Raw genomic sequence first — 23,758 nt, forward strand, 5'->3', positions numbered from 1 at the left:
TATTCTCTCCACAGTACAGGGTTGGTGAAACACTCCATCAATGGGCTTCGGCAATCGGATCGAGCGCGCGGGCGTGCTCCACCTCCCAGCCCAGCGGTACCACATCGCCCACGGCCAGCGCCGGGTCGAGTTCGGCAATCGGCTGTTTGACGAAAAAGTCAGCCTTGCCGCAAACCTCAAGGCGCACACGCACGTGGTCGCCCAGATAGATGAATTCGGCCACCCGGCCAGAGAAGCGGTTGACACAGCGTTCGCTGTGGCCGTTCAGGCGCACGCGTTCAGGACGGATAGACAGCGTGACCGGCTCGCCGGCCTGGCCGACATTCACCGCCAGCGCCTCGACCCGCTCGCCACGCCCGAGCTGCACCTGGCAACGCTTGCCATCGCTGCCCAGTAACGTGCCGTTGATGCGGTTGTTTTCGCCGATGAAGTTGGCGACGAAGGTATTGCAGGGTTCTTCATACAGGGTGCGAGGGTCGGCGATCTGCTGGATCTCGCCCTGATGGAACACCGCTACCCGGTCAGACATGGTCAGCGCCTCGCCCTGATCGTGAGTCACGTAGACCACGGTCACACCCAGCCGCTGGTGGATGTGCTTGATTTCCATCTGCATGTGTTCGCGCAGCTGTTTGTCCAGCGCCCCGAGCGGTTCGTCCATCAATACCAACTGCGGTTCGAACACCAGTGCCCGGGCCAATGCCACGCGCTGCTGCTGGCCGCCGGACAACTGCCCGGGGTAGCGCTTGGCGAAGGCATCGAGCTGGACCATGTTCAGCACGCGCTTGACCCGCTCGCTGATGTCAGTCTTGCTCAGGTTGCGCACGGTCAGGGGGAAGGCCAGGTTCTCGGCCACGGTCATGTGCGGGAACAGCGCGTAGTTCTGGAACACCATGCCAATGTCGCGCTTGTGTGGCGGCACGTTGTTGATCGAGCGACCGGCCAGCTGGATCTCGCCTGCGGTAGGGGTTTCGAAGCCGGCCAGCATCATCAGGCTGGTGGTCTTGCCCGAACCGGAAGGGCCCAGCAGGGTCAGGAACTCACCCTTGCGGATGTCCAGGTTGAGGTCTTTGACGATCAGCGACTCGCCGTCGTAGCTCTTTTGCACACCACGGAAGCTGACCAGCGTCTCGCTGGTGGCCGCGTTCGAATTCGCCTCGCTCATGCCTGCACCTTCTTGTTGGATGACTGCGTGGATACAGACTAGACAAGGTGCAAGCCCCCGAAAATCGGGGGCACTGAGAGAATGCCATCATCCGGATGGAAGACTTCTTGTAGGGATTGCCCTACAAAGATGGCGGAATTGAGATAGCCCGAAGGCCAAATGCCACCGCTGTGTGGCAGCGAGTCCACCCGCGAAGACGCCAGCCCAAGCGCTACAAAACGGCAGGCCAGGCGCTTTTCGCCGGTAAAACCGCTCCTGCAGCGTGCACAGCCGTACCTCGGATCGTTGCTGTCGCAACCAGAACAGTCACAACAGCTTGTGCTCCATGGCGTACTTCACCAGCTCTGCCAGCGAGTTGACCTTGAGCTTCTGCATCAGCCGCGCTTTATGGGTACTGATGGTCTTGCTCGAAAGCGCCAGCTGCTGCGCGATGTCATTGACGTTGGCCCCCTGAGCCAGGCGCTCGAACACGGAAAACTCACGCTCGGAGAGCAACGTGTGCAACGGCCGAGTCTCGGTCAGGCCTACCTCGAACACCATGCGGTCGGCCAGGGCCGGGTCGATGTAGCGCCCACCTCCAGCCACCCGGCGTATGGCAGTCAGCAGCAAGGCCGGGTCACTGTCCTTGGTGGCATAGCCCGCCGCACCGGCCTTGAGCGCGCGCGCCGCCATCTGGGCTTCGTCGTGCATCGACAGCATGAGAATCGCTGGGGCGTCGTTGAGCGCGCGTATCCGCGGGATGGCTTCCAGGCCATTCACACCGGGCATGGAGATATCCAGCAAGACCACCTCGCAGGGGGTATGGCGCAGGGTTTCCAGCAATTGCTCGCCGTTACTGGCCTCCCCCGCCACCTGCATGTCCTTGGCCAGGCCAATGAGCTGCTTGATGCCTTCACGGACAATGGTGTGGTCTTCGGCCACCAACACTCGAATCACGATCGTTCTCCTACTCCAACGGAATGGCCACGCTCAGGCTGGTGCCCTCGCCCGGTTCACTGTCCAGGGTCATGCTGCCACCAAGCATCAGCACCCGCTCGCGCACACCCACCAGACCGAACGAGGTCGGTCGGGCCTGGTCGCGACAAAAGCCCACGCCATCGTCACTGACCGTCATGCGCAACTGCCCTGCCTCGCGCACCAGTTCGATTTCCACGCTGTGCGCCTGGGCATGACGCATGACGTTGGTCAGGGCTTCCTGGAGGATGCGGAACAGCCCTGTGGCTTTGGCATCGCTCAATGCTGGCAGATTATCCGGCACTTGCACCAGGCAAGGTATCTGCGTGCGCGCTTCGAAGCGACGGGCCTGCCACTCGATGGCCGAGGCGATACCGGCATCGAGAATGGGCGGCCGCAAGGCAGTGGCGACATCACGCACCAACTGGAACAACTGGGCAATCAGGCGCTTCATGCTGGCAAGGCGCTCGTTCAGGCCGGGGTCCAGTTCGGCATAGGCCAGTTCGCACATCGACAACTCCAGCTTGAGCACGGTGAGCATCTGCCCCAGTTCGTCGTGCACTTCCCGGGCGATACGCGCCTTTTCTTCCTCACGCACGCTCTCCAGGTGCGCCGACAACTCACGCAGTTGCTCCTGGGACCGCGCCAGGGCCAGTTGGGCCTGCTTGCTCTGGGAAATGTCCCAGACGATGCCGTCCCAGACTACCCGACCACTGGCCAGGCGCCGGGCACTGGCCTTGATGTCGGCCCAACGCTCTTCGCCCTCACGGGTCAGGATGCGCCCTTGCCAGGACCAGTCCTGCCCTGAGGCGATGGCCAGGTCCTGCACCTGATGATAATTCGCCCGGTCTTCTGGATGGACCAGGTTACGCAAGCCCATTTGCGGATGCTGGATCTGCGCGGGCGTATAACCCACCAGCGCCTCGCTGCCCTCGCTGATGTAGGGAAACTCCAGGTCGCCCTCGGCAGGGTCCGGTTCCAGTCGGAACACCAGCCCTGGGACGTTGCCCGCGATACCCTTGAGCCGCGCATCGCTTTCACGCAGCGCCGCCAAGGCGCGATGGCGTTCGGTGACGTCAGCCAGGTACACGACCAAGTACTCGGCATCGCGAAAGCGCAGGAAACTCAGCGACAACTCGACCGGAATCAGGCTGCCGTCGGCATGCAGGCAACGCGTCTCGAACTGCCTGACGCCGCCATCGCCAGCACGCGCCGCCCGCCACAAGTCCAGCCAGCGGTCCATGTTCAGGCTCGGCTCGAAGTCGATCAGCGGACGGTCCAACAACTGTGCCTCGCCATACCCGAGCATGCGCTCGACAGCATGGTTGGCATAGCGGATGTGACTGTCCCAGTTAACCCACAGGATCCCCACCGTGCTTTGGTCGATGGCGAATTGGCTCAGGCGCAGGGCTTCTTCGCGGGTCTGGCGTTGCGCCAGGGTTTCGCGGGCGGCCAGGAGGCTGCGCTCGACCTGGCGCTGCTGGCGACGCTGCCAGGCCAAGGTAGCCAGGGCACACAGCAGCAACAGGCCCAACAGTAATGTCAGGTTCTGCCAGAAGCCGGCCGACTCGCTGAAGCGGGGATACTTGGGCTGCAGCCAGCGCTGGTGCAACTGCTCCAGCTCCTTGGCCGGCATGGCCTGCACGCCGCGTTCGAGCACATCGGCCAGCAGTGGCCAGTCGCGGCGCGAACCGATGCGCAGCAGTTGCGGAAGACCGATATCGCCGACCACCGCCAGCTCGCCGAACTCAGTTTCGCGAGACAGCCGACTGAGCTGGGCTTCATCCACCACTGCATAGCTGGCCTGGCCGCCGACCACCAATTGCAGCGCCTCGCGCTCGTTGGGCACCCCTTGCAGGTTAAGGTTGGTGTAGTTGCCACGCAGATAATCAGCCAGTGCGCTCGGCATGCGTACCGCTACACGCTCATGAGCCCCGAGCTTCTCCAGCTCGACAGCCACTGCGCCGGTACGTGTCCCTACCACCAGTTGCGGCACACGCATGTAGGGGTCGCTGAACAGCCACAAGCGCAGGCTTGCCGGCGTCTGGGTCAGGCCGGGGGCGAAATCCACCTCGCCGGCCTGCAGGGCATGCTCGAGACTGGACTGGTCGGGGAAGTTGCGCCAGGTCAGATCCAGGCGCAGCGCTTGCGCCAACCCGTTCACCAGTTCGACGTTGGCCCCATACAGTTGCTGCAGGCGCCGGTCGAACTGGGCATAGGGCGCCTGCAGCACAATGCCGACCCGCAAACTGCGATGGGCCTCGAGCCATTGCTGCTGGGCCGGTTCCAGTGCCACCGGCGCAGGCGCCTGTGACCCAGCAAAGGCGATCAAGGGCAGCCATAACCAGCCGATAACCAACAGGCGACGCACTCGCTTCATCTACACGCTCGTCTTGGCAAGGGCGGCCATGCAGCATGGCCGTCGCGGGCAAATACTATTAGGCTGCCGGGATCATTCTGGCCTTGGGTTGATTCATGTCCACACTTTATCGCACGACGCTGGCAATGTGCTGCCTGGCCTCGCTTCTACCGTTCGGCGCCATGGCAGCCGACGCCGAACAACCGCAGGCCGCAACCGAAACGCCGGCCACCGCCGCCTCGCGCGCCCCCTTGCTCGAACGCAGCCAGGAAGATGCCCTGGCCCTGGAGCGCCTGGTGCCCAAAGCCGAACAACGCACCTTGCAAGCGGGTGCGGACAGTTTTCTGGCCCTTTGGAAACCGGCTAACGACGGTGACCCACAAGGCGCGGTAATCATCGTACCCGGTGCCGGCGAAACGGCCGACTGGCCCAACGCGGTGGGGCCGCTACGGCGCAAGTTCCCGGATGTCGGCTGGCACAGCCTGAGCATTACCCTGCCAGACCTGCTCGCCGACAGCCCGTTGGCACGGGTCGAAGAAAAGCCGGCCACCCCCGCTGAACAAGCCAAGGGCGAAAGCGCACCGGCCAAGGCCACACCAGACGATGCCAATGCCAACGTCGCCCAGGCCACCGCAGCCGACGCCGACACCGCTGAAAGCACCAATGCCGAAGAGGCCGACCAGCAGGCCGATGTGGCTGACGCCGAGCGCATCTTCGCCCGCCTCGACGCTGCGGTGGCTTATGCACAGCAGCAAAATGCCCGCAGTATCGTACTGATCGGCCATGGCAGCGGGGCATATTGGGCGGCGCGCTACCTGAGTGAAAAACAACCACCCCAGGTGCAGAAGCTTGTAATGGTTACGCCGCAGACACCGGCGCGAGTCGAGCACAGCCTGGACAGCCTGGCACCGAGCCTGAAAGTACCGACCGCCGACCTTTATTACGCTACCCGAGCCGGCGACAGTCGGGCCGCCGCACAGCGTCTGCAGGCGAGCAAGCGGCAGAAGGACAGCCAGTACCGACAGTTGACGCTGACGGCGATTCCGGGCAACCAGGCAGCCGAACAGGAGCAACTGTTCCGACGGGTGCGCGGGTGGATCAGCCCACAGGAGTGATCAGCCCAGGCCATTCTGCCCTATCGCCGGCAAGCCGGCGCGGGGTCTTTGCAGGATTGGGCGTCAAAGCCCGCGGCGCTTGCGAATCAACGCATAGGCCAGGTGCAGCTCGCGAGTTCGCTCGGTCGCTTCACGCACCTGGGCCGGGCTGGCTCCGCTGCCTGCCAGTTTGTCCGGATGATGCCGGCTTACCAACCGACGGTACGCCTGCTTGACCTGCGCGCCTTCGGTGTCGGCCTCGACCCCCAATAGGCGCAGGGCCGCCGCATACGTCATGGCGCCACCCTGGACACTGGATTTACGCGGCTCGTACTCCAGCGACATCGCCTGTACCTGACGCCGGCTAAGCCCCAGCTTCTGGCCCCAGTCCAACAACAAGTCACGCTCGCGCTGACCGGCCTTGCCATCGGCCCAGACCATTCGCCAGCAGGCGCGCAACGTACCTTCCGCCGCATGCGGCTGCTCGCGAATACGGCGCAGGTGCCCCGCTAGCCGGTCTTTGCCGGACTTACCCCGGTTGAACGCAGCGATGGCGCGCAATCTGGCGGGTTCAGCCAAGTCCAAACGCACCATTTCTTGTCGCGCTTGCTGAATGTGCTGCTCCGCCACCCGGCCATCGCTCTTGGCCAGACGCCCAAGCAGAACGAACAACAACTCCTCATCACGCAAGGCCGGGCGGCCACCCAGGCGCTCGCGCATGTCCTCCCAACCTTGCAAACGCAGGCGCCGGTCCATGGCCTGGCCCAGCAAAGCCCCCAGCAAGGCACCGGGAATGCTGGCCACCGCAAACCCGGCCCCAGCCCCTATCACCGTGCTCGGCCACCACATGTCAGGTGCGCTCGAGGATCAGACGCTCGGCCTCGGCAAGGCGCTCGCGGGTGCCCACATCGACCCAATGGCCAGGGTGATGCTCACCACTGACCTTGCCCTGGCCCATGGCCTGGCGCAACAGCGGGGCAAGCTTGAACGCGCCCGGCTCGCAACCGTCGAACAGTGCCGGTGCCAGTACCGAGATGCCGCTGAAGGTCAGCGTTCCGGGCGCGTCGTCGCCATCGACCACCTGCTCGCCTACCAGGCGGAAGTCGCCGCGCCCGTGATGGCCAGGGTTGTCGACCAGCACCAGATGCGCCAGGCCCTGCAGCGGCGCTCGCAAGCGCGCGAAGTCGTAATCGGTCCACACATCGCCGTTGACCAGCAGGAACGGCGCTTCGCCCAACAGCGGCAAGGCCTTGAAGATACCGCCCCCAGTCTCCAACGGCTCGCCCTCGGGCGAATAACGGATACTCAGGCCAAATTGACGGCCATCACCCAAATGGTTTTCGATTTGCTGGCCGAGCCAGGCGTGATTGATCACCACCTCGGTGAAGCCGGCGGTCGCCAGGGCGCGCAGGTGGTACTCGATCAGAGGCTGGCCGGCGACCGGCAACAGGGGCTTTGGCGTATGCAAGGTCAGCGGACGCATCCGCTCACCCTTGCCAGCCGCCAGGATCATTGCCTTCATGCACGCGCTCCGGCTTTCAGTTCGGCGATCAGCTCACCCAGTTCCGCCAATTCGGGCCGGCGACCAATCACTTCCTCTATATAGGCGAAGAAACGCGGAACGTCGGCCAGGTAGCGTGGTTTCCCGTCACGATGGCAAATCCGGGCGAAGATACCGATCACCTTGAGGTGGCGCTGCACGCCCATCAGGTCGCTGGCGCGCTGGAACGCCTCGAACGAGTCCTGCACCGCAATACCCGCGGCCCGCGCTTTCTCCCAGTAGTCGCGCAGCCAGCCCTCTACCCGGGCCTGCGGCCAGCTGAGGAAGGCATCCTTGAACAGACAGGTGATGTCATAGGTCACCGGACCGTAGACCGCGTCCTGGAAATCCAGCACACCAGGGTTCGGCTCGCTCTGCATCAGGTTGCGTGGCATGAAGTCGCGGTGCACCAGCACCTTTGGCTGGGCCAGGGCACTGTCGATCAGCATCTGGCTGACGCGCTTCCAGGTAGCTTGTTGGGTTTCATTGAAGGCAAGCCCCAGCTCACGCCCCACGTACCACTGCGGGAACAGTTCGACTTCACGGCGCAGCAAGGCATCGTCATAGCTCGGCAGCGGTGCATCCATTGGTAGGCGCTGGAAGGCCAGCAACGCGTCGATGGCGTCGTGGAACAAGCTGTCGGCGTTATCGGCGTCGATGACGTCCAGGTACGTCTGACGGCCCAGATCGCCCAGCAGCAGGAAGCCACGCTCCAGGTCTTCGGCGTGAATCACCGGCACATGGACATTGGCGCTGGCCAGCAAGTGGTCGATGGCAACGAAGGGCCGGCAATTTTCCTGCGGCGGTGGCGCATCCATGATCACGAAGCTCTGGCCCGCGCCCTGCCAGCGGAAGTAGCGGCGGAAGCTGGCGTCGCTGCTGGCGGCGGTCAGGCTGCCCTCAGCGGCGTTGATATGGAAAAGTTGTTCGAGCTGCTCGGCGAGCCAGACAGTCAGTTGTTGCAGGCGTACATCGTGATCAGGCATTACAAGGGTCTCCGACGGCCCTAGCCGTCAAGCGGGTCATGCTTTATTATCCAGCATCTTTTTCAGACCATCGAGAGGCGTGCGGCCCCACACGCGGGCAGATGGCACGCAGGAAGCCCGGACTAATAAGATGGCATTGAAATCCCCCGCGTTTCGTAGAAAGTTTCCGTTGCTGGTGACCGGCGGTCTGCTGGCCCTGCAACCTCTGGCCACGTCGTACGTGGTGGCAGCCGAGCAGTTTGACTGCCAAGTGTCCGCCTCCGGTGGTTGGGACTGCAAGCCCAAAACCCCTGTCAGCAACCTTCCGCCGCGCCCGGTGCACGAAGGTGCTGCCGTCAGTTCCGGTACCGAGGCCGAAGCCGCCGATGCCGGCGACAAGCCTGTGCTGGTCACCGAGAGCAAGGGCCGCGGCCTGAAGTCGCGTAGCGAAGACTACAGTCACCTGGACTGGGTTCCGCGCGAAAAGCTCACCGCAGCCCAGCTGGCCGAAACCGGCCCGTATTGCGGTGGCGCCTATATCGAACCGACCCGTCCTGGCATGGCCGACACCACGCCCAAGGACGAGTCGCCGACCTACATCAACGCCAAGGTCTCCAAGTACCAGCAGGAGCAGCAGATCGCGACGCTCGCCGGTGATGTGGTCATGCGCCAGGGCAGCATGCAGGTCGAAGCCGACGAAGCCAACCTGTATCAGGCCGAGAACCGTGGCGAGCTCAAGGGCAACGTCAAGATTCGCGACAATGGCTCGTTGGTGGTTGGCGACGAAGCCCAGATCCAGCTCGACACCGGCGAGGCCCAGGTCGATAACGCCGAATACGTGATGCACAAGTCGCATATCCGCGGCAACGCCCTGTACGCCAAGCGTGGCGAAAACGCCATCATCCGCCTCAAGGATGGTACGTACACCACGTGCGAACCGGGCAGCAATGCCTGGCAGCTGAAGGGCAACAACATCACCCTGAACCCGGCCACCGGCTTCGGTACCGCGACCAACGTCACCTTGCGGGTCAAGGATTTCCCGGTGTTCTACACACCGTACATCTACTTCCCGATCGACGACCGTCGCCAGTCCGGCTTCCTGCCGCCGTCGTTCAGCTCGACCAGTGACAGCGGCTTCACGCTGGTCACGCCGTACTACTTCAACCTGGCCCCGAACTACGACGCCACGTTGTACCCACGCTACATGACCAAGCGTGGCCTGCTGATGGAAGGTGAGTTCCGCTACCTGACCAAGTCCAGCGAAGGCCAGTTCGGCGGTGCGTACCTGAACGACAAGAACGACGATCGCAAGGACCAGACTGATTACAAGGATCAGCGCTGGATGATCAACTGGCAGCACAAAGGTGGCCTGGACGAGCGCCTGATGACTGAGGTTGATTACACCGACATCAGCGATCCGTTCTACTTCCAGGACCTGGAAACCGACCAGATCGGTGTTGAAAGCCGTGACGTGGTGAACCAGCAGGGGGCACTGACCTACCGTGGCGACACCTACCGCGCGCGCCTGAATGTGCATGCCTACGAGATGGCGACCATCTCCCGGATCACGCCGTATGATCGTCTGCCGCAGATCACCTTCGACGGCAAGTTGCCGTACAACCCGGGTGGCCTGGATTTCACTTACAAGACCGAGGCGGTTCGCTTTGATCGTGATCTGAAAACCGGTCCGGTGTTCAATGAAGATGGCGTGCTCGATACCACTGCTGGCGCAGATGGCCGCAGGCTCGACGAGAACATCTTCGGCCTGGCTCGTGCCAACGGCACCCGTCTGAACCTGGCGCCTGCCGTCAGCTTGCCGATGGAAGCCAGCTATGGCTTCTTCAAGCCGACGCTGAAGTACGTCTACACCCATTACGACCTGGACCTGGACAGCAAGGGCAAGACCGACCTGGCCAACGCCAGCGCCACTACTCGTGACCTGCGCGGCGACTTCTCCAGCAGCCAGGAACGTAGCGTTCCGGTATTCAGTGTCGACAGCGGCCTGTACTTCGACCGCGACACCCAGTACTTCAGCAAGAACTACCGCCAGACCCTCGAACCGCGTCTGTTCTACCTCTACGTGCCGTATGAGGACCAGAAAGACATCCCGGTCTTCGACACCAGCGAAACCTACTTCAACTACAGCTCGCTGTTCCGCGACAACCGCTTCAGCGGTGGCGACCGCATCGGCGACGAGAACAAGCTGTCGTTGGGCGTGACCTCGCGCTGGATCGAAGAAAACGGCTTCGAGCGCCAGCGCGTCAGCGTCGGCCAGGCCCTGTACTTCCAGGACCGCAAGGTGCAGATGCCAGGCATCGACTGGCGTACCCGTTCGGACTCGCAGACCGATGTCTCGCCGTACGCACTTGAGTACATGTTCGCCTTCAACCGCGATTGGCGCCTGAACGCCGACTACAACTGGGACCCGGACACCCACAGCCCTCGCTCGGGTAGCGCGGTGTTCCACTACCAGCCGGAAGACAACCCGAACAAGATCGTCAACCTGGGCTATCGCTACCGCAACGACCTGGTCCGCTATGACCAGCTGACCGGTACCTGGCAGGTCGGCGGTGGCGACTACGGCACTCCGGGCAGCCCGAACTACATCAAGGACTACTACAAGATCGAGCAGCATGACTTCTCCGTCATTTGGCCGATCGTCCCGCAGTGGAGCGTCATCGCTCGCTGGCAGCACGACTACAACCGCAACCGCACCCTGGAAGCCATGGGCGGTTTCGAGTATGACAACTGCTGCTGGAAGCTGCGCCTGATCAACCGTTACTGGATCGACTACGACGACTTCAGCCAGGCCGTTCCGGACAACGAAAAAGGCGACCATGGCATCTTCCTGCAAATCGTGCTGAAAGGCCTCGGTGGCGTGGTAGGCAACAAGGTCGAGTCGTTCCTCGATGAAGGCATTCAAGGTTACCGTACACGTGAAGACCAAGCTTATTGATCGTCTGCGCCCGCTGCTGGTGGGCGCTGCACTGCTGAGCAGCGCGGTTCACGCCGCGGTGCAACCTCTGGACCGTGTGGTGGCCATCGTCGACAACGACGTGGTCATGCAAAGCCAACTGGACCAACGTGTCCACGAAGTCCAACAAACCATCGCCAAGCGCGGCGGCGGCGTGCCGCCGACCGGCGCCCTGGAGCAGCAGGTACTGGAACGCCTGATCGTCGAGAACCTGCAACTGCAGATCGGCGAACGTTCCGGCATCCGCATCACCGATGAAGAACTGAACCAGGCCATCGGCACCATTGCCCAGCGCAACGGCATGTCCCTGGACCAGTTCCGCGCAGCCCTGGCCCACGACGGCCTGTCGTTCGATGACGCCCGCGAGCAGGTCAAGCGCGAGATGATCATCAGCCGTGTGCGCCAGCGCCGTGTGGCCGAGCGCATCCAGGTCTCCGAGCAGGAAGTGAAGAACTTCCTTGCCTCGGACCTGGGCAAGATGCAGATGTCGGAAGAGTATCGCCTGGCCAACATCCTCATCCCGACCCCGGAAGGCGCCAATTCGCAAGACATCCAGAACGCTGCCCGCAAGGTTGGCGACGTGTACCAGCAACTGCGACAAGGCGCGGACTTCGGCCAGATGGCGATTGCCAACTCAGCCAGCGAAAACGCCCTGGAAGGCGGCGAGATGGGCTGGCGTAAAGCGGGCCAACTGCCGCCGGAATTCGCCAAGCTGCTGAGCACCATGTCCACTGGCGACATCACCCAGCCACTTCGCATTCCCAGCGGCTTCATCATCATCAAGCTCGAAGAGAAGCGCGGTGGTAGCGAGAACGTGCTGCGTGACGAAGTCCACGTGCGCCATATCCTGATCAAGCCGAGCGAAATCCGCAGCGAAGCGGCGACCGAACAACTGGCGGAGCGCCTCTACGAGCGCATCAAGAATGGCGAAGACTTTGGCGAGCTGGCCAAGAGCTTCTCGGAAGATCCGGGTTCGGCGCTCAACGGCGGCGACCTCAACTGGGTCGACCCGAACAGCCTGGTTCCCGAGTTCCGCGAGCAGATGGCCAACGCCCAGCAAGGCGTAGTGACCAAGCCGTTCAAGACCCAGTACGGCTGGCACGTTCTGGAAGTGCTGGGCCGTCGCGCCACCGACAGCACCGAGCAAGCTCGCGAAATGCAGGCGATGAACGTTCTGCGTAACCGCAAGTACGACGAAGAGCTGCAGACCTGGCTGCGCCAGATCCGCGACGAAGCCTACGTTGAAATCAAGCTGCCTGGCGCCGACCAGGCCACCCAGTGAAGCCGCTGCGCTTCGCCGTCACCCCCGGTGAACCAGCAGGCATAGGCCCGGACCTGTGCCTGCTGCTCGCCGCCGACGCCCAGCCCCATCCCCTGATTGCCATCACCAGCCGTGACCTGCTCGCCGAGCGGGCCACGCAGCTGGGGTTGGCGGTCGATCTGCTGCCGGTTGCGCCGGGCCAGTGGCCCGACCAGCCCGCACCTGCCGGTAGCCTGTACGTATGGGATACCCCCCTGGCAGCGCCCGTGGTACCAGGCCAGCTCGACAAGGCCAATGCCGCCTTCGTCCTGCAAACCCTGACGCGCGCTGGCCAAGGCTGCCTCGACGGGCATTTTGCCGGGATGATTACAGCCCCCGTGCACAAGGGTGTGATCAACGAAAGCGGTATCGCCTTTTCCGGCCATACCGAGTTTCTCGCCGAACTGACGCATACCGCCCAAGTGGTGATGATGCTGGCCACACACGGGCTGCGCGTGGCCCTGGTGACCACGCACCTGCCACTTCGCGATATCGCCGATGCCGTCACCGCCGAGCGCGTGGAGCGGGTCATCCGCATTCTCCACGCTGACATGCGCGACAAGTTCGGCATCGCCCAGCCACGCATCCTGGTATGCGGGCTCAACCCCCATGCGGGTGAAGGCGGCCATCTGGGCCGCGAAGAAATCGACATCATCGAACCAACCCTGGCACGCCTGCGCACCGAAGGCATGGACCTGCGTGGCCCGCTGCCAGCCGATACCCTGTTTACCCCCAAATATCTGGAGCACTGCGACGCGGTGCTGGCGATGTACCACGACCAAGGCTTGCCCGTACTCAAGTACAAAGGCTTCGGCGCCGCGGTCAACGTGACGCTGGGCCTGCCGATCATCCGCACCTCGGTCGATCACGGCACCGCCCTGGACCTCGCCGGTACCGGCAAGGTCGACACCGGCAGCCTGCGGGTCGCGCTGGAAACCGCCTACCAGATGGCCGAGAACCGACCATGAACGAGCACTACCAACACCGCGCGCGCAAGCGCTTCGGCCAGAACTTCCTGCACGACGCCGGCATCATCGACCGCATCCTGCGCGCCATCAACGCCAAGGCGGGTGAACACCTGCTGGAAATCGGCCCGGGCCAAGGCGCACTCACCGAGGGCCTTTTGGGCAGCGGCGCACAACTGGATGTGGTCGAACTGGACAAGGACCTGGTGCCGATCCTGCAGCACAAGTTCGCCGGTCGCGATAATTTCCGCCTGCACCAGGGCGATGCCCTGAAGTTCGATTTCAATCAGCTGGGCGTACCGCCCCGCAGCCTTAAGGTAGTCGGCAACCTGCCCTACAACATCTCAACCCCGCTGATCTTCCACTTGCTCAGCCATGCCGGGCTGATTCGCGACATGCACTTCATGCTGCAGAAAGAAGTGGTCGAGCGCATGGCCGCTGGCCCCGGCGGTGGCGATTGGGGCCGTCTGTCGATCATGGTGCAGTACCACTGCCGCGTGGAGCACCTGTTCAATGTCGGCCCGGGCGCGTTCAACCCGCCACCGAAGGTGGATTCGGCCATCGTCCGCCTGGTCCCCCATGAAGTGCTGCCGCACCCGGCCAAGGATGCGCAACTGCTCGAACGCGTGGTGCGCGAAGCCTTCAACCAGCGCCGCAAGACCCTACGCAACACCCTCAAAGGCCTGCTCGACAGCGCGGCCATCGAAGCTGCGGGTGTGGACGGCAGCCTGCGCCCTGAACAACTGGACCTGGCGGCCTTCGTGCGCCTGGCTGACCAGTTGGCGGATCAGCAAGCCTGATATCGCTTGTACCTCCCCTATCGCCGGCAAGCCGGCGATAGGGGCGGCCCTGACAACACCGATCCCCGAGCCCTTCTACCGCTGGCCCTCCCCCCGCTCAATGGCCTAGACTGCATTATTGCGTCAGTTCTCCCAAGGCCTTTGCATGTCCGATCCCCGCTACAAGATCGACGTCAGCGTCGTGACCCGTTATCTCAAAGACCAATCCGACCCCGAAAACAGTCGCTTTGCCTTCGCCTATACCATCACCGTGCAGAACAACGGCCTGGTCAAAGCCAAGCTGATGTCTCGTCACTGGCTGATCACCAACGGTGACGGCGAGGTAGAGGAGGTTCGCGGCGCAGGCGTGGTTGGCCAGCAACCGACCATCGAACCCGGCCAGAGCCATACCTACAGCAGCGGCGCGGTGATCAGCACCCGTGTCGGCACCATGCAGGGCAGCTACCAGATGTTCGCCGAAGACGGCAAGCGCTTCGACGCCCAGATCGCCCCCTTCCGTCTGGCGGTGCCAGGGGCGCTGCACTGATGGCCACCTACGCTGTCGGTGACCTGCAAGGCTGCCTGCAACCGCTCAAGTGCCTGCTGCAACGAGTGAACTTCAACCCAGACGTCGATCGCCTGTGGCTAGTCGGCGACCTGGTAAACCGTGGGCCGGAATCACTGGAAACCCTGCGTTTTCTCTACTCGATCCGCCACGCGCTGGTCTGCGTGCTGGGCAATCACGACTTGCACCTGCTCGCTGTCTGGCACAACGTCGAGCGCCTGAAGAAAAGCGACACCCTGCGTGAAATCATCGAAGCACCAGACGCCGACCAACTGTTCGACTGGTTGCGTCGGCAAAAGCTGCTGCATTACGACGAGCCACGCGGCATCGCTCTGGTCCACGCAGGCATTCCCCCCCAATGGACACTCGGCAAGGCCCTTGAACTGGCGGGCGAAGTCGAGGAAGTGTTGCGTGACGATGAGCGCCTGAAGCTGTACCTCGATGGCATGTATGGCAACGAACCGAACAAGTGGAGCAAGAGCCTGGCCGGCGTCGAGCGCCTGCGCGTCATCACCAACTACCTGACGCGGATGCGCTTCTGCACCGCCGATGGCAAGCTCGACCTCAAGAGCAAGGAAGGCCTTGGCACGGCGCCAAAGGGCTACAAGCCCTGGTACGCGCACAAGGACCGCCGCTCACGCCACGTGAAGATCATCTTCGGCCACTGGGCAGCCCTGGAAGGACGTGTCGACGAACCCGGCGTGATTGCCCTGGACACCGGTTGCGTGTGGGGCGGCGCCATGACCCTGTACAACCTCGACAGTGGCGAATACCACCGCTGCGACTGCGCCGACGACGGCACCGTACGCCAAGCAGCACAACCCACTAGAATGAACGACCAACCCTGAAGGAAACCGTACCCATGAGCGAATTCAAGCGCATCCCCCCAGAGCAGGCCTTGGAGCTTCGCAAAAAGGAAGGTGCGGTCGTCGTCGACATTCGCGACCCACAAGCCTTTGCCGCAGGCCACATCACCGGCGCCAAGCATCTGGACAACCATTCGGTCGCTGACTTCATCCGCAACGCCGACCTGGACGCCCCGACCCTGGTGGTCTGTTACCACGGCAACTCCAGCCAGAGCGCTGCCGCCTATCTGGTAGGCCAGGGCTTCTCGGACGTCTACAGCGTCGATGGCGGCTTTGAGCTGTGGCGCGCCACCTACCCGGCCGAGACTGCCCAAGGCTCCGCCGAATAATTTTTTCATTTTTGCTGCAGCCCGCGCCCCATGCGGGCTTGCGCCTTTTCTGACGAACGGTCGAAAGCAACTTCTCGGCCCCGCGACCTTGACCTTGCGTATTACCAACTATCCTTAAGCGCAGGCCATCCAAAAAAGGGGAGAGCCGGTACACCGGCGTGCGGGTCATCGGTAGCGTTACAAGGTGTTCTGGGGGGTATACAGCAATCGGCCCAGCCGCTTGCATGCCAGCATCAGCTGACTGATCCGGCGTCGTCTCCACGTATCGAGCGAGGTGACGTCATGAGCATTTTTAGCCACTTCCAACAACGTTTCGAGTCAACACGCCAGGAAGAACTCTCGCTACAGGAGTACCTCGAGCTGTGCAAAGAGGATCGTAGCGCCTACGCTTCGGCGGCCGAACGGCTGTTGCTGGCCATCGGTGAGCCCGAGCTGATCGACACCTCAACCAACTCCAGACTGTCGCGGATCTTCTCAAACAAGGTAATTCGCCGCTATCCAGCCTTTGCCGACTTCCATGGGATGGAAGAGTGCATCGACCAGATCGTGTCGTATTTCCGCCATGCCGCTCAGGGCCTGGAAGAGAAGAAACAGATCCTCTACCTGCTGGGTCCGGTGGGCGGCGGCAAGTCGTCGCTGGCCGAAAAACTCAAGCAGTTGATGGAGAAAGTGCCGTTCTACGCCATCAAGGGCTCGCCGGTCTTCGAGTCACCCCTGGGCTTGTTCAATCCCGCCGAGGACGGCGCCATTCTCGAAGAGGAATACGGCATTCCGCGCCGCTACCTGAACAGCATCATGTCGCCTTGGGCTACCAAGCGCCTGCAGGAATTCGGCGGCGACATCAGCAAGTTCAAGGTGGTCAAGCTGTACCCGTCGATCCTCAACCAGATCGCCATCGCCAAGACCGAGCCGGGTGACGAGAACAACCAGGACATCTCCGCACTGGTGGGCAAGGTGGATATCCGTAAGCTTGAGGAATTCCCGCAGAACGACGCCGATGCCTATAGCTACTCGGGCGCGCTGTGCCGGGCCAACCAGGGCCTGATGGAATTCGTCGAGATGTTCAAGGCGCCGATCAAGGTCCTGCACCCGCTGCTGACTGCCACCCAGGAAGGTAACTACAACAGCACCGAAGGCCTCGGCGCGATCCCCTACTCCGGGATTCTGCTGGCCCACTCCAACGAATCGGAATGGCACACCTTCCGCAACAACAAGAACAACGAAGCGTTCATCGACCGTATCTACATCGTCAAGGTGCCGTACTGCCTGCGCGTCAGCGACGAGATCAAGATCTACGACAAGCTGTTGGTCAACAGCTCGCTGGCCAAGGCCCACTGCGCGCCGGATACGCTCAAGATGCTCGCCCAGTTCACGGTGCTCTCGCGACTCAAGGAGCCGGAAAACTCCAACATCTACTCCAAGATGCGCGTCTATGACGGCGAAAATCTCAAGGACACCGACCCGAAAGCCAAGTCTATTCAGGAGTACCGCGATGCCGCGGGCGTCGATGAGGGCATGAACGGCCTGTCTACCCGCTTCGCCTTCAAGATCCTGTCCAAGGTGTTCAACTTCGACCCCCATGAAGTGGCCGCCAACCCGGTGCACTTGCTGTATGTGCTGGAACAGCAGATCGAACAGGAACAGTTCCCGGCCGAAGTGCGCGAACGCTACCTGCGCTACCTGAAGGAATACCTGGCGCCGCGCTACATCGAATTCATCGGCAAGGAAATCCAGACCGCCTACCTGGAGTCCTACAGCGAATACGGCCAGAACATCTTCGACCGCTACGTGCTGTACGCCGACTTCTGGATTCAGGACCAGGAATACCGCGACCCGGAAACTGGCGAGATCCTCAACCGTATCGCCCTCAACGAGGAACTGGAGAAAATCGAGAAGCCGGCCGGCATCAGCAATCCGAAGGATTTCCGCAACGAAATCGTCAATTTCGTGTTGCGCGCCCGGGCCAACAACAATGGCAAGAACCCGAGCTGGCTGAGCTACGAGAAGCTGCGGGTGGTCATCGAGAAGAAAATGTTCTCCAACACCGAGGATCTGTTGCCCGTCATCAGCTTCAACGCCAAGGCCAGCAAGGAGGACCAACAGAAACACAACGACTTCGTCACCCGAATGGTGGAACGTGGTTACACCGACAAGCAGGTGCGCTTGCTGTCGGAATGGTATCTGCGGGTCAGGAAATCGCAATAAAGCGGCAAGCTACACGCCGCGCGCCCTTGGCTGCCCAGTCAGCCTCGGGCGGCGGCGGCTGCTTTTACGTGCAGCTCGTAGCTTGAAGCGTGCAGCTGTTCCCAGCTACCGGAGGGACCATGAGCTACGTTATCGACCGACGCCTGAACGGCAAGAACAAGAGCACGGTCAACCGCCAGCGCTTCTTGCGGCGTTACCGTGAACACATCAAGAAAGCCGTCGAAGAGGCCGTGAGCCGCCGCTCCATCATGGACATGGAACATGGCGAGCAGATCAGCATTCCGGGACGGGACATCGACGAGCCGGTGCTGCACCACGGTCGTGGCGGCAAGCAGACCATCGTGCACCCAGGCAACAAGGAATTCACTGCCGGCGAACACATACCACGGCCCCAGGGTGGCGGCGGTGGTGGCGGTCGCGGCAAGGCTGGCAACTCTGGCGAGGGCATGGACGACTTCGTCTTCCAGATCACCCAAGAGGAATTCCTCGAATTCATGTTCGAGGACCTGGAGCTGCCCAACCTGGTCAAGCGTCACCTGACGGGCGCCGACACCTTCAAGACCGTACGTGCGGGTATCGCCAACGAGGGCAACCCCTCGCGCATCAACATCGTGCGCACCCTGCGCTCGGCCCACGCCCGCCGCATCGCCCTGACCGGCAGCAGCCGTGCCCTGCTGCGCGAAGCCCAGGCGGAACTGGCACGGCTGAAAGTCGAAGAGCCTGACAATTTCACCGATATCCAGGAAACCGAAGCCGAGATCGAACGCCTCAAGGCACGCATCAACCGCCTGCCGTTCCTCGATACCTTCGACCTCAAGTACAACCTGCTGGTCAAGCAACCCAACCCCAGCTCCAAGGCCGTGATGTTCTGCCTGATGGACGTCTCCGGCTCGATGACCCAGGCCACCAAGGACATCGCCAAGCGCTTCTTCATCCTGCTGTACCTGTTCCTGAAGCGGAACTACGACCGCATCGAGGTGGTGTTCATCCGTCACCACACCAGTGCCCGCGAAGTCGACGAGGAAGAATTCTTCTACTCTCGGGAAACCGGCGGCACCATCGTCTCCAGCGCGCTCAAGTTGATGCAGGAGATCATGGCCGAACGCTATCCGGCCAGCGACTGGAACATCTATGCCGCCCAGGCCTCCGACGGAGACAACTGGAACGACGACTCGCCGATCTGCCGCGAGATTCTCTCCAAGCAGATCATGCCGCACGTGCAGTACTACACTTACGTCGAAATCACCCCGCGTGAGCATCAGGCGTTGTGGTACGAGTACGAGCGAATCGGCGAGGCCTTCCCCGACACATTCGCCCAGCAGCAGTTGGTTTCGGCCGGCGATATCTACCCGGTCTTCCGTGAACTCTTCCAGCGCAGGTTAGCCACATGACCGCCAGAGCACAGAGACGCCAACCCATTTCCACCGGGTCCGAGTGGACGTTCGAGCTGATCCAGACCTACGATCGGGAAATCAGCCGGCTGGCCGAGCGTTACGCCCTGGACACCTATCCCAACCAGATCGAGGTGATCACCGCCGAGCAGATGATGGACGCCTACGCGTCCGTCGGCATGCCGCTGGGTTATCACCACTGGAGCTACGGCAAGCAGTTCCTCAGCACTGAGAAGTCTTATAGCCGCGGCCAGATGGGCCTGGCCTACGAGATCGTGATCAACTCGGATCCCTGCATCGCCTACCTCATGGAAGAGAACACCATGTGCATGCAGGCCTTGGTGATCGCCCACGCCTGCTATGGCCACAACAGTTTCTTCAAGGGCAACTACCTGTTCCGCACCTGGACCGACGCCAGCTCGATCATCGATTACCTGGTATTCGCCAAGCAGTACATCGCCCAGTGCGAAGAGCGCCATGGCATCGATGCGGTCGAAGACCTGATCGACTCTTGCCACGCCCTGATGAACTACGGTGTCGACCGCTATAAACGCCCCTACCCCATCTCCGCCGAAGAGGAGCGTCGGCGGCAGAAAGAGCGCGAAGAGCACCTGCAACGGCAGATCAACGACCTCTGGCGCACCATTCCCAAGAGCGCAGAGAAAGGCAATGAGCGCGATGATGCGCGTTTCCCCGCCGAACCTCAGGAAAATATTCTCTATTTCATCGAGAAGAACGCGCCACTGCTCGAGCCCTGGCAGCGCGAAGTGGTGCGCATCGTGCGCAAGATAGCCCAGTACTTCTACCCGCAACGCCAGACCCAAGTGATGAACGAAGGCTGGGCGACGTTCTGGCACTACACGCTGATGAACGACCTGTACGACGAAGGCCTGATCACCGAAGGCTTCATGATGGAGTTCCTGCAGTCGCACACCAGCGTGGTGTACCAGCCCGGCTTCGACAGCCCGTACTACAGTGGCATCAACCCTTACGCACTGGGCTTTGCGATGTATACCGACATCCGGCGCATGTGCGAGAACCCGACCGAGGAAGATCGCCGCTGGTTCCCAGACATCGCTGGCAGCGACTGGTTGTCAACCATCAAGTTCGCCATGAGTAGCTTCAAGGACGAGAGCTTCATCCTACAGTACCTGTCGCCCAAGGTGATCCGCGACCTCAAGCTGTTCAGCATCCTCGATGACGACCAGCGCGACGACCTGCTGGTGCCTGCTATCCATGACGAAGCGGGCTACCGGATCATCCGTGAGCAACTGGCCGCCCAGTACAACCTGGGCAACCGCGAGCCCAACGTGCAGATCTGGAGCATCGACCGCCGTGGCGATCGCTCACTGACCCTGCGCCACCAGCAACACAACCGCAAGCCACTGGGCGACTCCACCGATGAAGTGCTCAAGCACCTGCACCGGCTGTGGGGCTTCGATATCCACCTGGAAACCGTGCAAGGCGACCAGGTCATGAAAACCCACCACATGCCGCCACGCGGCGAGCACAGTGACAGCGGCGATTATGGCCGCATGGACCTGGCCGTGGTTCATCACCTTTAAGCTCGACGCACCGCCATAACTGCCAACAGGGTATCCTGTGGGCAGTTATGGAGGCTGCACATGCAAATTTACAAAGTCGGTGGCGCGGTGCGTGATCGTCTGCTCGGGCGCGCGGTCAGCGATATCGACTGGCTGGTGGTGGGCGCGACGGTCGAGGAAATGCAGGCCAAGGGTTTTCGCCCGGTCGGCGCGGATTTTCCGGTGTTCCTGCACCCGCAGACGGGCGAGGAATACGCGCTGGCACGCACCGAGCGCAAAAGTGGACGCGGCTATGGCGGGTTCACCTTTCATGCCAGTCCAGAGGTCACGCTCGAAGAGGACCTCATACGCCGTGACTTGACCATCAATGCAATGGCGGAGGATGACCAGGGCAACGTACTGGATCCCTACCACGGCCAGGAAGACCTTGAACACCGCCTTTTACGCCATGTTTCCCCCGCGTTCGCCGAAGATCCTTTGCGTGTGCTGCGCGTCGCCCGCTTCGCCGCACGGTATGCGCCATTGGGCTTCCAGGTAGCTGACGATACCCTTGAGTTGATGCGCCAGATCGCCGCGTCCGGCGAACTGCAAGCGTTGACTGCCGAGCGCAGCTGGAAAGAGATCGAGCGAGCATTGATGGAGGAACAGCCACAGGTGTTCATCCAGGTGCTGAACGACTGCTCGGCACTTCAGGAGTTGATGCCCGAGCTCCACTGTGACGCGGATTCGCTGGCAGCGCTGGTACAGGCAGCCAAGCATCGACAACCTCTGCACGTGCGTTGGGCGTGCCTGTTGGATAGGGTGCAGCCGGCAGCCATCAAGGCACTCAACCAGCGATTCAAAGCCCCGCGTGAATGCCAGGAACTGGCCGTGTTGACCGGTGAGTTTTCCGGTCGTGCCGATGCAGGAATGGCGCTTGAGCCTTCAGGCTTGCTGGAGATGCTGCAGAAATTCGACGTCTATCGGCGGCCACAGCGCTTCGAGGACTTCATAGTCACGTGCGAAATGAGGGCGCTTGGGCGCGGGGAGCAAACGTATCCACAGGCCGAGTACCTGCGTGGAGCGGCGGCAACGGCCAGGGCAGTTAATGTGAAGCCGTTGGTGGACGCAGGCCTGGCCGGACAGGCGCTGGGAGAGGCCCTCAAGAACGAGCGACTGAAAGCGATCGAGGCGTACCAACGCCGCTGACCACGCGGCCCGCCCGCTCCAGGCGCGGCCTCGTGTCGCGCCTACGACGATCGCGAAAAAGCTCAAGCCGGGGTCAACTGCACGCCCCGCCACTCGAACGCCACCGGTGCCAGCACCTGATCGATGTTCGCCTCCTCCCACAACTGCGCCATGCGCTTTCCGGCCCCTGGGTGCACCAGCTCAGGCGCTAGCAACGACAGTGGCCACAGCACGAACGCGTTCTTCAGAATTTCCGCCCTGGGCAGCACCAGCCCATCGAAGGTACCGTACAGATCGTCATACATCAGCACATCGATATCCAGCGGCAAGCCCTTGCGATCCGGTGCGTAACGGCCGTTGTCCGCCTCAATGAACTTGAGCCGGCGATCCAGCTCCATCAGCGGAAGATCTGTCTTGCCGGTGACCACGAAATTGATGAAGGGGCCACTCTTGATCCCCACGGCCTGGCTCTCGAACGCCGGAGAACAACGCATGTCCTTGAGGATGCCAGCCAAGGCGTCGAGCCCAGCGCACAGGTGCGCCTGGCGGTCGATATTGCTACCCAGGCCCAGGTAAACCGTGCTCAGAGACATCCGCGCTCGATCTCCACGCCAACACCGCCACGGGCTGCCGGGACAGCTCCTGGCTTGGTCAGTTTCAGGCGTACCCAAGGAATGTGGAACTCTTCCATCAACGCTGCCACCAAGCGCTCGGCAAAGGTTTCCACCAGCTCGAAGCGCGCCTGCTCGGCGAAAGCCTGGATGCGTGCCGATACGCTGGCATAGTCCAGCGCCAGGCTCAGATCGTCACCGGCCGCCGCTGGGCGGTTGTCCCAGGCGAAACTCAGGTCAAGGCGCAGGCACTGGCGAATATCCCGCTCCCAGTCATAGGCACCGATGACGGTATCGACTTCCAGGCCTTCGATGAACACTCTGTCCAAGCACTTCTCTCCACAGCACGACAAGGGCGACTGGCGCCGTTAGAATCAGGGCGTCCTCGCCCGGAATAGTTAGCATGTTTTGGTTATTGGCGCTGCTCGCCTACCTGCTCGGCTCGCTGTCCTTCGCCATCGTCCTCAGCCGCCTTTCAGGCAGCCCGGACCCGCGTTCCAGCGGTTCAGGCAATGCCGGCGCCACCAACATGCTACGCCTGGCAGGCCGTAAACTGGCGATCCTGACCCTGCTTGGCGACCTGTGCAAGGGACTTTTGCCCGTCTTGCTGGCCCGTCTCGCTGGCCTGGACCTGCAGGAGCAGGGCTGGGTCGGCGTCTGCGCGGTGCTCGGCCACCTGTTCCCACTGTACTTCAACTTCAAGGGTGGCAAAGGTGTCGCCACCGCGGCCGGCATGCTGATGGGCCTGTACTTTCCCGCCGCATTGCTGGCCATCGGCGCCTGGCTGCTGACCTTCTACCTGACTCGAACCAGCTCGCTGGCCGCGCTCATCGCCACTCCACTTACCCTACCGCTGCTGGCCTGGCGCGAGCCCGAAGCGCTGCTGCCGATCAGCGTCCTGACCGTGCTGATCGTCTGGCGCCACCGTAACAACCTGCGGGATTTGTTCGCCGGGCGCGAAAGGCATTTCTAACGCACCCATCGACCT

At 62.2% G+C, this 23,758-nt stretch carries 21 protein-coding genes; 13 read left to right on the forward strand and 8 right to left on the reverse strand.

What is annotated here, in order from left to right:
- Positions 1-37: 37 nt before the first annotated feature.
- The 3 genes from H620_RS0110360 to H620_RS0110370 form a co-directional block, all read right to left on the reverse strand.
- The gene (locus tag H620_RS0110360) at positions 38-1,162 is read right to left on the reverse strand and encodes an ABC transporter ATP-binding protein (RefSeq protein WP_023382665.1); all 1,125 of its coding nucleotides are present in this window, start codon (positions 1,160-1,162) and stop codon (positions 38-40) included.
- 306 nt (positions 1,163-1,468) lie between these two features.
- Entirely contained in the window at positions 1,469-2,101 is a 633-nt protein-coding gene (locus tag H620_RS0110365; RefSeq protein ID WP_177325270.1) for a response regulator, read from the reverse strand.
- Between the two features lie 7 nt (positions 2,102-2,108).
- Positions 2,109-4,496, reverse strand: a complete 2,388-nt coding sequence (locus H620_RS0110370; protein ID WP_027907300.1) for a PAS domain-containing sensor histidine kinase — start codon at positions 4,494-4,496, stop codon at positions 2,109-2,111.
- A gap of 95 nt (positions 4,497-4,591) precedes the next feature.
- On the opposite strand from H620_RS0110370, the gene H620_RS0110375 reads away from it, so the two are divergent.
- The gene (locus H620_RS0110375; protein ID WP_023382668.1) at positions 4,592-5,590 is read left to right on the forward strand and encodes an alpha/beta hydrolase family protein; all 999 of its coding nucleotides are present in this window, start codon (positions 4,592-4,594) and stop codon (positions 5,588-5,590) included.
- Positions 5,591-5,653: 63 nt separating this feature from the next.
- Here the strand turns inward: H620_RS0110375 and H620_RS0110380 are convergent, their stop codons facing one another.
- Genes H620_RS0110380 through H620_RS0110390 form a run of 3 tightly spaced genes read right to left on the reverse strand, consistent with a single transcriptional unit; the run spans position 5,654 to position 8,095 of the window.
- Entirely contained in the window at positions 5,654-6,418 is a 765-nt protein-coding gene (locus tag H620_RS0110380; RefSeq protein ID WP_023382669.1) for a TerB family tellurite resistance protein, read from the reverse strand.
- A gap of 1 nt (position 6,419) precedes the next feature.
- Positions 6,420-7,091, reverse strand: coding sequence for an N-acetylmuramate alpha-1-phosphate uridylyltransferase MurU (murU, locus tag H620_RS0110385; RefSeq protein WP_027907301.1), 672 nt, complete (start codon positions 7,089-7,091; stop codon positions 6,420-6,422).
- Complete coding sequence (locus H620_RS0110390; RefSeq protein WP_023382671.1) at positions 7,088-8,095, reverse strand: aminoglycoside phosphotransferase family protein; 1,008 nt, start codon at positions 8,093-8,095, stop codon at positions 7,088-7,090. Before H620_RS0110390 ends, murU begins: the two co-directional genes overlap by 4 nt.
- A 130-nt stretch (positions 8,096-8,225) precedes the next feature.
- Here H620_RS0110390 and H620_RS0110395 point away from each other — a divergent pair, with 130 nt between their 5' ends.
- The 11 genes from H620_RS0110395 (at position 8,226) to H620_RS0110445 (ending at position 22,180) form a co-directional block, all read left to right on the forward strand.
- A complete protein-coding gene (locus tag H620_RS0110395) occupies positions 8,226-11,030 on the forward strand; it encodes an LPS-assembly protein LptD (protein WP_023382672.1) in 2,805 nt (934 codons plus the stop codon).
- On the forward strand, positions 11,011-12,330 hold the full coding sequence (surA, locus tag H620_RS0110400) for a peptidylprolyl isomerase SurA (RefSeq protein WP_023382673.1): 1,320 nt from the start codon (positions 11,011-11,013) through the stop codon (positions 12,328-12,330). Before H620_RS0110395 ends, surA begins: the two co-directional genes overlap by 20 nt.
- Positions 12,327-13,316: a 4-hydroxythreonine-4-phosphate dehydrogenase PdxA gene (gene pdxA / locus H620_RS0110405; RefSeq protein WP_027907302.1), complete on the forward strand. Its 990-nt coding sequence runs from the start codon at positions 12,327-12,329 to the stop codon at positions 13,314-13,316. Before surA ends, pdxA begins: the two co-directional genes overlap by 4 nt.
- Complete coding sequence (rsmA, locus tag H620_RS0110410) at positions 13,313-14,113, forward strand: 16S rRNA (adenine(1518)-N(6)/adenine(1519)-N(6))-dimethyltransferase RsmA (protein ID WP_023382675.1); 801 nt, start codon at positions 13,313-13,315, stop codon at positions 14,111-14,113. The genes pdxA and rsmA overlap by 4 nt, the downstream gene beginning before the upstream one ends.
- Positions 14,114-14,258: 145 nt before the next feature.
- Positions 14,259-14,639: a Co2+/Mg2+ efflux protein ApaG gene (apaG, locus tag H620_RS0110415; RefSeq protein WP_023382676.1), complete on the forward strand. Its 381-nt coding sequence runs from the start codon at positions 14,259-14,261 to the stop codon at positions 14,637-14,639.
- A complete protein-coding gene (locus H620_RS0110420) occupies positions 14,639-15,505 on the forward strand; it encodes a symmetrical bis(5'-nucleosyl)-tetraphosphatase (protein WP_027907303.1) in 867 nt (288 codons plus the stop codon). The genes apaG and H620_RS0110420 overlap by 1 nt, the downstream gene beginning before the upstream one ends.
- 14 nt (positions 15,506-15,519) lie before the next feature.
- Entirely contained in the window at positions 15,520-15,852 is a 333-nt protein-coding gene (glpE, locus tag H620_RS0110425) for a thiosulfate sulfurtransferase GlpE (protein WP_023382678.1), read from the forward strand.
- Positions 15,853-16,134: 282 nt separating this feature from the next.
- Complete coding sequence (locus H620_RS0110430) at positions 16,135-18,057, forward strand: PrkA family serine protein kinase (protein WP_023382679.1); 1,923 nt, start codon at positions 16,135-16,137, stop codon at positions 18,055-18,057.
- A 119-nt stretch (positions 18,058-18,176) separates the two neighbouring features.
- A complete protein-coding gene (locus H620_RS0110435; RefSeq protein ID WP_023382680.1) occupies positions 18,177-19,448 on the forward strand; it encodes a YeaH/YhbH family protein in 1,272 nt (423 codons plus the stop codon).
- A complete protein-coding gene (locus H620_RS0110440) occupies positions 19,445-21,013 on the forward strand; it encodes a SpoVR family protein (RefSeq protein WP_027907304.1) in 1,569 nt (522 codons plus the stop codon). The genes H620_RS0110435 and H620_RS0110440 overlap by 4 nt, the downstream gene beginning before the upstream one ends.
- A 60-nt stretch (positions 21,014-21,073) precedes the next feature.
- Positions 21,074-22,180, forward strand: a complete 1,107-nt coding sequence (locus tag H620_RS0110445; protein WP_023382682.1) for a tRNA nucleotidyltransferase/poly(A) polymerase-related protein — start codon at positions 21,074-21,076, stop codon at positions 22,178-22,180.
- Positions 22,181-22,242: 62 nt separating this feature from the next.
- On the opposite strand, the gene folK is transcribed toward H620_RS0110445, so the two are convergent.
- Positions 22,243-22,752 carry a 2-amino-4-hydroxy-6-hydroxymethyldihydropteridine diphosphokinase gene (gene folK, locus H620_RS0110450; RefSeq protein WP_023382683.1) on the reverse strand — a complete coding sequence of 170 codons (510 nt, stop codon included), beginning with the start codon at positions 22,750-22,752 and terminating at the stop codon, positions 22,243-22,245.
- Positions 22,743-23,099, reverse strand: a complete 357-nt coding sequence (gene folB, locus H620_RS0110455) for a dihydroneopterin aldolase (RefSeq protein ID WP_027907305.1) — start codon at positions 23,097-23,099, stop codon at positions 22,743-22,745. The genes folK and folB overlap by 10 nt, the downstream gene beginning before the upstream one ends.
- A gap of 74 nt (positions 23,100-23,173) precedes the next feature.
- Between folB and plsY the strand changes: the two genes are divergently transcribed.
- Entirely contained in the window at positions 23,174-23,743 is a 570-nt protein-coding gene (gene plsY / locus H620_RS0110460) for a glycerol-3-phosphate 1-O-acyltransferase PlsY (protein ID WP_023382685.1), read from the forward strand.
- Positions 23,744-23,758: the final 15 nt, after the last annotated feature.

Source organism: Pseudomonas taiwanensis DSM 21245 (assembly GCF_000425785.1).
Classification (GTDB): Bacteria; Pseudomonadota; Gammaproteobacteria; order Pseudomonadales; family Pseudomonadaceae; genus Aquipseudomonas; species Aquipseudomonas taiwanensis.